This is a genomic window from Hoylesella enoeca JCM 12259 (assembly GCF_000613405.1).
Taxonomy (GTDB): domain Bacteria; phylum Bacteroidota; class Bacteroidia; order Bacteroidales; family Bacteroidaceae; genus Prevotella; species Prevotella enoeca.
Window position 1 is genome coordinate 1 of record NZ_BAIX01000060.1, and the last position, 10,115, is coordinate 10,115.

Consider the following 10,115-nt stretch of genomic DNA (forward strand, 5'->3'; position numbering starts at 1 on the left):
AGGCGAGAGAACGGCATTCATCGTACCCAGTACGACTGTCGGGAAGAACATGATGCAGAAACCCAAGACAAAGGGACGGAGAAGGGGAAAGACGTCTATCGCCTCGGCACGGGCTATGGAAGCCCATACCCGAAGGGCAATATAAAAGAGTGCACCCAAGCCTGCAATACCCTTGGCAATGCCCGTCATCTGGGCGCAGAGCGGCATCATCTCTTCATAGGTTGAGTGGAGCAGCTCGTGTAAACTGGCAAAATCCATAAGCAAGTGTGTTTAGATGTATGAATGACCAATAACCAATAACTTAATTACCAATACCTGCTTGCCGTATTGCCGTAGAGCGCCTTGACGGAGGCAAGGTTGTTCTTCTCACGGGCACGGACGTAACTTACGGAGATGTTCTTCCTTGTGTAATACGACACGAGCGAACGGTTTTCCCTAAGCGTGGTGTAGATGCGGTCGATAGCCTGCATACGCTCGTGGTCGTTCATCGAGAGAACACCCGACTTGACGATGGACTTGAGTTCCTTGAGACTCTCACCGCTCTGCTCCAGAAGCTTGGCATAGCCCGAAGCCATCGCAGCAAGTTCTGAAGGGCGGAAGTTCTTGTCCGAGAGCATTTTCTTATACGAGGTGACGTAAATCTCCGAGATGTCGCCCACCATCAGGATACACTCCTTGACCTTGTAGGCATCTCCGATGAGGTTGTTCACTTTCTTTAAGGCATCGTAATACTTCTTGGTGTCGTTGTAGAGTTTTTCCACCTCCTTGAATCCGTCCAAGGTGTTCTTCACCGTCTTGGAGGCGGTGGCTATCTCCTTGACCGAATTGACGATGTTGCCGGCGAAGTTACCGGGATCGGTTACCACCCACTGTGCGTGGGCCTTTCCGCTGAATAAAAGGACGGTGCCCATCAGCAGCATTAAAATTCTTGTTCTCATTGTTCTTTTTGTTTATGATGTGAATACTATGTTTGTCTGAATGTCCACTAAGGGATGTCTATTCAGCTTGCTGTTATAGGGATAAGTTGGACAAGTTAGTCCAAGTATTTGGACACGACTGTCTAATTGATTGGACACGTTTGTCCAATTGTTTATCCACGTTTGGCTAAACCAATACATTTTTTACATGTCTTGTCCGATTAACGATTTCGTGCAACCCGTTTCTCTTGTGCAAGCTGCCGGATAGCCGTTTCGATATCCCCACCAAGCTGTGCAGCCCTGTTCATTACCTCCACCTTCTCGGTTTCCTCCGTGGTGTAGGTGAGGTATTCCTCCATGCTCACTTCCGTGGCATAGACTGCACTCTGCATACCGCCCAGCCCTATCCACACTTCCTTGTAGAGTCGGTTAGGGTCGTTGTTCTGGTTGATGGATAGTATCTGGCTCTTTTCCTTTTCCGACAAGCCGAGCATCGCCTGTATACCATCGAACTTAGTCATGTACTTGCGCTGGTCGAGCAGTATCTTGCAGTCGGAGTTGTTGATGATGCTCTCCTTGACAATCGGAGACTGGATGATATCGTCCACCTCCTGCGTCACGACAATGGCTTCCCCGAAATACTTTCTCACCGTCTTGTACAAATATTTTATATAGTCTGCCATGTTAGCCGAAGCAATGGCTTTCCACGCTTCTTCAATGAGTATCATTTTCCTGATACCTTTGAGTCTTCGCATCTTGTTGATGAAGGCTTCCATGATGATAATCGTCACCACGGGGAAGAGGTCTTTGTTGTCCTTCACTTGATCAATCTCGAAGACGATGAAGCGTTTACTGAGCAAGTCGATGTTCTTGTCCGAGTTCAATAGGAAATCGTAACGTCCCCCTCGGTAGTATTGCTTGAGGGTTGTCAGGAGATTGTTGATATTGAAGTCCGAGAGTGTTACCTTGATGTCCCGTTTCTCCATATCCTTGCGATAGACGTCTCGCAGGTATTCATAGAAAGTATTAAAACAGGGCGTAACACTATGGTCTGCACATATCAGCTCGATGTACGAGTTCACGGCAGAGCCAAGTTCGCCCGCCTCGGTCTTGGTGATATGCTCATCGGCACTTTTCCAGAGCGTAAGCAACAGCGTGCATATACTCTCCCTCTTTTCCACATCGAAGAAATAGTCGTCGGTGTAGAAGGGATTAAAGGAAATCGGGCTTTCATTTGTGTAGGTGAAATAAACCCCATCTTCGCCTTTGGTCTTGCGGTGGATGAGTTCGCACAATCCCTGATACGAGTTTCCTGTATCGACCAAGAGGACGTGCGCCCCTTGCTCGTAATACTGGCGTACCATGTGGTTGGTAAAGAAAGACTTGCCACTTCCCGAAGGACCCAAGATGAACTTGTTACGGTTAGTGATGACTCCCTTTTTCATTGGCAAATCCGATATATCCAGATGAATAGGTTTTCCAGAAAGGCGGTCAGCCATCTTGATACCGAAGGGAGAGAGCGAATCCTTGTAGTTTGTCTCTGCCGTAAAGAAACAGAGGGCAGGCTCGATGAAAGTATAAAATGACTCTTCTGCTGGAAAGTCTGCCGCATTGCCGGGAATGCCTGCCCAGTAGAGCGTTGCCGCATCAATGGTGTTGTGGCGTGGGTGGCATTCCATAAGAGCAAGTGCAGAGCCCACGTCATTCTTAATCTGGCGAAGTTCTTCCTTATCGCTGCTCCATGCCAATACGTTGAAGTGGGCACGGATAGAGGTCAGTCCCTGTGAGTGGGCAATATTGAGATACTCCTGTATCCACTCCTCGTTGATTTGGTTGCTACGGCTGTAGCGTGCCAGCGAGTGCATATTCCTTGCCTGCTTCTCAAAGCGTTCCAAGTTGGCATCGCTGTCTTCGATGAAGAGATACTGGTTATAGATATGGTTGCAGGGCAACATCAGCCCTACGGGCGAGGCAAAGGACAACCTGCAATCCGAGCGGTCAGTGGACAGTCGTTCATATCGGCTATCCGTACTGACCGTTGTCGGCAGGTCATCTGTATCGGAAAGCGTATGCAGACAAAGCATATTGTCGCCCACACGCACAAGGTCTGCGCCCAGACGGATGTCCTCCAAAGACGCGTGTCCTTCTTCCGAGAGGGAGAAATAACGGTCCAAGAGACCGCCCTTTTCATTTGTGCCAACTAACTCGTCTTCAGTCATGCGGACAATCCTTATCTGCTCGGTATCGTTGATGATACGCTCGAACTGGTCTACGGCTTCCATAAACTTCATCACCTCCTCCTTGTTGGTGATTTCCTTGGGTAACAGGTGTCCACGGCAGAGTGAAGAGAAGTTGCTCTGCTGTGCCATGCGCTGCTTGTTGGTCTTGGTAAGGAAGAGATAGACTGAATGGTGGAGATACGGACGTTCGTTGAAATGCCGTTCAGAGGAACGGGCAAGGAAGCTCAGTCCGCCATCGGAGAGCTTTCCTTGATAGTCCTCCTTAATGAACCAGTCCTGCTTGTGCACGATGCTGTAATTGGGTAGCACTTTTATAGCCTTATGCCAGGCAGAGTGCATTGCCTCGTATTCTGTAGAAGTGACGGTAAAGAGTTCGGGCAGCTCCACACGGAAAGCCACCGTGATGTCAGCATCCTTGCTCACCAGACAGCCCTGCTCTATGGAGAGCAGTGGAAACTTCGACTCCAAGGTTGTTATCTTGCTATTGTTTCTCATTTCTTCGCTTTCTTTGGTTGAAGGTTACGGATAAGGTGGCAGACCGTGCGGCGGTTCACAAGGTAGCGTGGTGCATACGCACTGCTCCTTTCTTCATCAGCCCGTATTGCCCGTACTTTCTATTCATGGTGAACGTTTGCCATACCACAAGGCTGGCACCCACTACACCTATGACAAGACAGGCTATCTGACTGATGCCGCAGAGATAGAGAATGACCACGAGAATGAAGACTGCCAGCAGCCCTCCTGCAAAGAGGAAGAGGTACTGCGCCTTCAAGCCCTTGAACTCTACCGTCCGGCCTACACCCTTGTTGATTTCAAATGCTGCCATCGCCTTACAGGAAGAAACTTCTCAGGATAGTGGCAGCCACAATGAGGAAGATACACGCACCGAACCAAGAGGCTGCGGTCTTGCTCGTATCGGGGTCACCACTTGAGAACTTGTTATACACTTTAATGCCTCCTATCAACCCACTACCGCCCCTACGGCATAGATGAGTTTCGTGCCGGGATCGAAGTAGGAGGTTACCATTTTTGTAGCTTCATTGATACCGGCAATACCATTGCCCTGTGCGTATGCTCCTATGGCGGTAGCCGTCAGCAGGAACAGCATTGTGATTTTCTTTTTGTTGTTCATTGTTCTTTTTATTTTAAGTTGTTAAATGAATTGTTTTCTTTTGGGTAGAGATGGTAAGGGGTGGCTCGGTTTTATCGTATGACAGATATGGGATGATTGTTTTACTTTTGAGCCACCCCTCGATCACGGTACAATATGAACAAACACTATTTTTACAGATAGTATGAAAGTGGATGCTCGTCATCTTCCGAAACATCGCTGTCGCTGCTCTCTACGTTTGAGTTCGTTTCAAAGTCAGGAGAAGAGTTTATATTATTTTCCTCTAATTCCGCTTCCTCCGCTTTGCGAATGGCAGCGAGTAGCTTCTGATGGTCTTGCTCCTGTCCGAGTGCGACTTCTTTCATGTATTCCATGAGCTCAGTCCCTCGTATCGCTTGCAGCGTTTCGTGAACCTCCGCTTCGCTTTCCTCATCGAGTGCATCGTCATTCCTGTGCCAGCCGTTTATACGGGACAAGTCCCTTGTAAGAATTGCCGATGGTGAGACTTCGGGTAAAGAATCGTCTGCAATCTGCAGTTCTTCACGGATGATAGTGTCTTCGTCCGGCTCGTCCATCGTGTAGTCAACCTGCATTTCATTGTCTTCTTCCTTTTCATCCGTATGTTCGGGTGCGGATTGAGGTGTAACAGTTGATTCTGTTTCATCTTCCTTGCGTACATTTTGCGTCGCAAAGGTACTGGGATTATCGGCTGAATTTTCAGACGAGGAAACAGCGGGAATTTCGGGGACAGACGGGGAAGTAAAGGGTTTACTCCTGCCCACCAAAACGTGCCTGGCATGTTCTACCTGTTCTTTTGTGACAATAGGCTTTCCTGTGGTTTCATCCACAGATTTGGGGACTGGCCGCAAGCAGATTTTCCACAGGTATGCGATACCTAAAAGTAGCCATATCACACCCAAGAAAAGGAGAATATCTAATAGAATTGTTTCCATTACTTACAGTGTTATGGTGGTTTTACTTCTCTGTTTATCGGCTGCATCATTGATTAGTTTCTGATGTTCCCGTAAATGTTCACGCAGGATATTCTCTATGTAGGAAGTCATAGACACACGCTGATTCAAATCATGTAGAATATTGCGAAGCACCTGCAAGGTTTCGACATTCATGGTAAAGGCTGTTTTCCTTGGAAAGCGTGAAGTATGAAGAAAACGATTGCGATAATCTTCAAAACTATTGTAGTCCGAATATACGGAAGGGGAAGAAGTATCTTCTTCTGATAATACTACCTCTGCTGTTTCCTCCATGGTTTCCACAACAGGTTTTTCCATAGAAGACAAAAGCCTGTCCAAGCGAATACAGAAATAGACAATGCTGATAAGCATCCAGATAATCCCCATGAGGAGAAATGTATCCAATAACAATGTTTTTATCATAAATTAAGTGTTTGATTACGTTTATACTGTGCCGCTGTCTTGTTCAGCATGGCTTGGTTTTCTTTCAAATGCTCAAGAAGGATATTTTCAATGTAGGCAGTGAGGGTAGTCTTTGCACGGACATCCCGAAGGACATCCCTGAGCAACTGCAAGACCTCACTGTTAATGGTGAATCCGGATTTACCATTACTGCATTGAGAATGGCTAAGGTAGCGTTCACGATATTCCTCAAAAGAGAGTTTGGCAGACAGGGCATCTTCCCTGCTTCCTTTGTCTTTATTTTTTTTAGCCCGTAAAGGTTCTGCTGTCTGTTCTGCTGCAGAAGTCCTTGCAACAGGTTCTTCTTCTTTCGCTTCTTGCGGTTCATCCGATTGGAGTTTTTCCAAATCACGCTCAAGCTCTGTGGGCTGGTCATAAAAGGGGGATTCTTCCGGAGAACGTTCCTGTACACCGTAATTGCCCATCTCCTTGAGTTTGCTCCGGAGGACTTTCTTTCGTTCTTCACTAATGGCGGTCATAGGCTATCCGGAATGAGATGGCATTTTTCGATTACTTCCTCCACCCACAAGTCTATACCAGTAGGAAGACGTAAGGTAAGTGCCGGAGGTAAGTAAGAACTGCGGAAGACACCCTTCACGCCACCTAACTCCAATTCCCTGGAGAATCTCACGGAATGGTATATACGGGCATCAAATATACTGATGTCCTCTTCCTTTGCATATTGTGTGTAATAGTCCATAACGATGGAACTGGCGCTACGGTTGATTTTGTTCCATAGTAAGAGCAGGTCACGGATACGGGCATCGCTAAGTCCGACTCCCAAGTCCCTGATGGTCCTGGCATAGGCAAAGCTGGACACCAAAGATTGGGGATCCGCCTCTATAGGGGTGATGATATAGTCCATGTCTATGGAGAGTTGGAGCAAATCCTCGGTTGAAGCATGACCGGGAAAATCAAAAATTACGAGGTTTACCTTTATATCATGCGTCCTGATGTATTCGTTCACATATTTAATGACGTTTTTCGGTGTCGAGCGAATAATGGGATAGGCATGTTTCCCAAACTTGGTGAAGAAATCCTTCATCTGTTTAGAAATGGTTTCACTTCCCTCTATCACGCGGCGTTCTCTCTGCCTCAACTTGAAGAACGACTCTTGCGTTCCGTCACAATCTACGACAAGAAGAGATATTCCTTTTTCGTAATATAGAATGGACGCGAGGATTTCGGCAAGGCTACTCTTGCCAACCCCTCCTTTTTGCGATGCGAAGCCCAGATAGACGGCTGATTTTTAACTTTCTGCTTCATCGTTGTTGAATATTGTATGATTAACTCTATTGTTACTTTCTTACAGACCGAGTTCAGTCAGTCGGATAGACAGTGAGTTGGTAGATAGGTATCGAGCCTTGAACTGACAGAATTTTTAACTGAGTGTCATAATTACTTTTTGACTGACTGATCTATAGACTTTATTACCGTCTGTCCAACTTCCCGAAAAACTCTTTAGCTGAGTTTTGTCGGTCGGTAGATGAGTTGATAAATTGGTACGTTTTGACCTAAATCCACTGCAAAATAAGTCAGTAATTTAGTTATTTCCAACCCTTGGGGAAATGCAGGGAAATGAAAGGAAAAAGAGTGAATATCATTGATAATGAGTTATTTGAAAATCCGCCGTAACTTTGCAGGCGAGAATAATACATGGAGGTATACTCTTAGAAACAGACACCCCATAAGGGTGGATGCTTCAATCGTATCAACTCTTGGTATTGGCAAGGTGTGTCTTTGTAACACAAACCGCTGTTTGTACCACAAAGACCCTTGCTCGGTGCGAGGGAATAATTACTCCAAAGTCGTAATTAAAGAAGAAAACAACAGTGGATAAGCAGACGGAAAAGGGCAAAGTGGAGAAAGCTCCTGATAAGCCGCGTTGGGACAACTGGCATGTACGGCTACCCAACCCCAAAGACCAGCAAAGGGCAATTGATTTGTTTCAGCGTTCAGGCGCCGAGACCAAGTCGGATTTCGTGCGCGGGCGTATTCTCGGAGAGCATTTCAAGGTGATTACGGTGGATAAATCCGCCGTGGAATATTACCGAAAACTCTCTGAACTGACGGCACAAATTCATAAGATTGGTGTACTCTATAACCAGACCGTACGCGCCATCAACAGCTATCACAGCGTAAAAACTGCACAGATCCTGCTTGAAAAGTTAGAGCATTTATCGGCTCAAATCATTGCCTTGCAGGAACAGGCAATCAGTCTTACCATAGATTACCGCAGGAAATGATAGCGAAGATTTCAAGTACGGAAAACCTTGGAGGGGCACTCGGCTATAACTTCAAGAAGGTAGGGAAAGGAGAAGCGAGCATTCTTCTTGCTGCTGAACTGTATCAAAACAACGATGGTAATTACACGATGGAGGATGTACTGGCCGACATGGAAGCTTTGATACCTAAAAAAAGCCGAACGAAGAAGACGGTGTTCCATTGCTCGCTCAATCCGCATCCGGACGATAAAATCTCCGATGAGCAACTCGTGCAGGTAGCCAGGGAGTATATGGAGGCACTCGGCTACGGCAATCAACCTTATATCGTGTTCAAGCACAGCGACATCGCCCGTGAGCATATACATATCGTATCACTTCGGGTGGACAGTCGTGGACGGAAGATTAACGATAAGTTTGAGAAACGGCGGAGCAAGAAGATTACTGATTCCTTAGAGAAGAAGTACAACCTCATTCCAAGTTCAAAGGTCAGCGAGAAAGTTGAAACAGCAATGCCCAAGGTGGATATAGGCAAGGAAAACATCAAGGAGCAGGTGGTAAGTGCCCTCCGCATGGTGCTGAAGCATTATCATTTCTGTTCATTGGGCGAACTGAATGCCATCCTTTCAGCATACAATCTTGCCGTAGAGGAAGTCAAGACAGAGTTTCGGGGAAAGAAATACGACGGACTTGTCTATATTCCGACTGATGACAAGGGAGGCAAAGTAAGCACACCCATCAACGCATCGGACATCGGTCGTGGTGTGGGCTATACTGCCGTGCAGAACAGGATGCAAAAATCAAAGCAAGCCATCAAGCCATTGGTACCGACTATAAGAGGCAAGGTGTTACAAACAATGCGTACCTCTCCCCAGACGGAGGAAGAACTTCGGCAAAGATTGGAGGAACAAGGCTTACGTGCAGTAATCCGAAAGAATGGCAATGGAAGAATTTACGGCATTACCTTTATTGGTGACGAGCAGGGTGTTGCATTCAACGGTTCACGCTTGGGCAAGGGATATGCCGCCAATGTATTCAATGGTTATTTCTCCAATCCTGCCCATAACCCATTCTTGGACGAAACGCTGTATGGCAGACCTTCTGCCCGTTTGGAACAATCGGCAACTGTCCAGCCTTTACAATCCAATGCAGAAGAAGGGGATAACCTTATCGATGAACTTATCGAGGATATGGTGGGGGACTCTTTTACATCTACGGGCAACGATGATTGGAAAGAAGCGGCTTGGCAACGTAAACTCCGCAGACAAAATAAGGTAAATCTTAAACGCAGGAAGCGCTAAGTACACTGTTCAAATTATATTCAAAAACTTTTCAAATAGTATTCAAACGATATTCTAAATAAAACTGCAATGGCACAAGAAGATGATTTAAGAGCATTGGGTAAAGTTATGGACTTTATGCGGGGCATATCGGTGATATTCCTCCTTATCAACTGTTATTGGTTCTGCTACGAGGCATTTCAGCAGTGGCACTTCACACTTGGTATCATCAATAAGATACTGATAAATTTCCAGCGAACGACGGGATTATTTTCGTCTATCCTCTGGACAAAACTCTTTTGCGTGGTTTTTCTTGCTCTCTCATGTTTGGGAACAAAGGGCGTGAAGGAAGAGAAAATCACGTGGCCGAAGATTTGGACGGTGCTTTTCTCAGGCTTTGTCTTTTTCTTTCTCAACTGGTGGCTGTTGGCATTGCCCATAGGAAAAATTGGAGCGGCTTCGCTCTATATCTTTACGCTTTCCGTTGGCTATATCTGCCTGCTGATGGGCGGCGTATGGATGAGCCGACTGCTCAAAAACAATCTGATGGACGATGTATTCAATACGGAGAACGAGAGCTTCATGCAGGAAACGCGATTGATGGAAAATGAATACTCTGTCAATCTCCCTACACGTTTTTACTATAAGAAGAAGTGGAACAAAGGTTGGATTAACGTGGTCAATCCCTTCCGTGCCTCAATGGTGCTCGGTACACCGGGTTCTGGTAAGTCCTACGCTATCGTGAACAACTACATCAAGCAGCAGATAGAGAAAGGCTTTGCCATGTATATCTACGACTATAAGTTTCCCGACCTTTCCGAGATAGCCTATAATCACCTACTCCAGCATTTGGACGCTTACAAGGTAAAACCACAGTTCTATGTGATAAACTTTGACGACCCTCGCAAGTCG

10 protein-coding genes and 2 pseudogenes are annotated in these 10,115 nt (G+C 46.4%); 3 read left to right on the forward strand and 9 right to left on the reverse strand.

Annotation, left to right across the window (positions count from 1 at the left end):
• The 9 genes and pseudogenes from JCM12259_RS15365 to JCM12259_RS11665 form a co-directional block, all read right to left on the reverse strand.
• On the reverse strand, window positions 1–258 hold a 258-nt coding region (locus JCM12259_RS15365), incomplete at its 3' end, for a TraJ family protein (RefSeq protein WP_036889016.1).
• 47 nt (window positions 259–305) lie between these two features.
• Complete coding sequence (locus tag JCM12259_RS11630; RefSeq protein WP_025066579.1) at window positions 306–938, reverse strand: DUF4141 domain-containing protein; 633 nt, start codon at window positions 936–938, stop codon at window positions 306–308.
• 200 nt (window positions 939–1,138) lie between these two features.
• On the reverse strand, window positions 1,139–3,652 hold the full coding sequence (locus JCM12259_RS11635; RefSeq protein ID WP_025066580.1) for a TraG family conjugative transposon ATPase: 2,514 nt from the start codon (window positions 3,650–3,652) through the stop codon (window positions 1,139–1,141).
• Window positions 3,649–3,983 (reverse strand): annotated as a pseudogene (locus tag JCM12259_RS15370) (DUF4133 domain-containing protein). The gene JCM12259_RS11635 and the pseudogene JCM12259_RS15370 overlap by 4 nt, the downstream one beginning before the upstream one ends.
• Window positions 3,984–3,987: 4 nt before the next feature.
• Window positions 3,988–4,289: pseudogene (locus JCM12259_RS15375) on the reverse strand (DUF4134 domain-containing protein).
• Between the two features lie 152 nt (window positions 4,290–4,441).
• On the reverse strand, window positions 4,442–5,221 hold the full coding sequence (locus JCM12259_RS11650; protein ID WP_025066581.1) for a hypothetical protein: 780 nt from the start codon (window positions 5,219–5,221) through the stop codon (window positions 4,442–4,444).
• A gap of 3 nt (window positions 5,222–5,224) precedes the next feature.
• A complete protein-coding gene (locus JCM12259_RS11655) occupies window positions 5,225–5,662 on the reverse strand; it encodes a DUF3408 domain-containing protein (protein ID WP_025066582.1) in 438 nt (145 codons plus the stop codon).
• Window positions 5,659–6,180, reverse strand: coding sequence for a DUF3408 domain-containing protein (locus JCM12259_RS11660; protein WP_025066583.1), 522 nt, complete (start codon window positions 6,178–6,180; stop codon window positions 5,659–5,661). The genes JCM12259_RS11655 and JCM12259_RS11660 overlap by 4 nt, the downstream gene beginning before the upstream one ends.
• Window positions 6,177–6,935: a ParA family protein gene (locus JCM12259_RS11665; RefSeq protein WP_036889017.1), complete on the reverse strand. Its 759-nt coding sequence runs from the start codon at window positions 6,933–6,935 to the stop codon at window positions 6,177–6,179. The genes JCM12259_RS11660 and JCM12259_RS11665 overlap by 4 nt, the downstream gene beginning before the upstream one ends.
• Window positions 6,936–7,533: 598 nt before the next feature.
• Between JCM12259_RS11665 and JCM12259_RS11670 the strand changes: the two genes are divergently transcribed.
• The 3 genes from JCM12259_RS11670 to JCM12259_RS11680 form a co-directional block, all read left to right on the forward strand.
• Complete coding sequence (locus JCM12259_RS11670) at window positions 7,534–7,947, forward strand: plasmid mobilization protein (protein ID WP_025066585.1); 414 nt, start codon at window positions 7,534–7,536, stop codon at window positions 7,945–7,947.
• Entirely contained in the window at window positions 7,944–9,224 is a 1,281-nt protein-coding gene (mobB, locus tag JCM12259_RS11675; RefSeq protein ID WP_025066586.1) for a conjugal transfer protein MobB, read from the forward strand. The genes JCM12259_RS11670 and mobB overlap by 4 nt, the downstream gene beginning before the upstream one ends.
• A 69-nt stretch (window positions 9,225–9,293) precedes the next feature.
• Window positions 9,294–10,115: YWFCY domain-containing protein (locus JCM12259_RS11680; protein WP_025066587.1), on the forward strand; the 822-nt coding region annotated here is incomplete at its 3' end.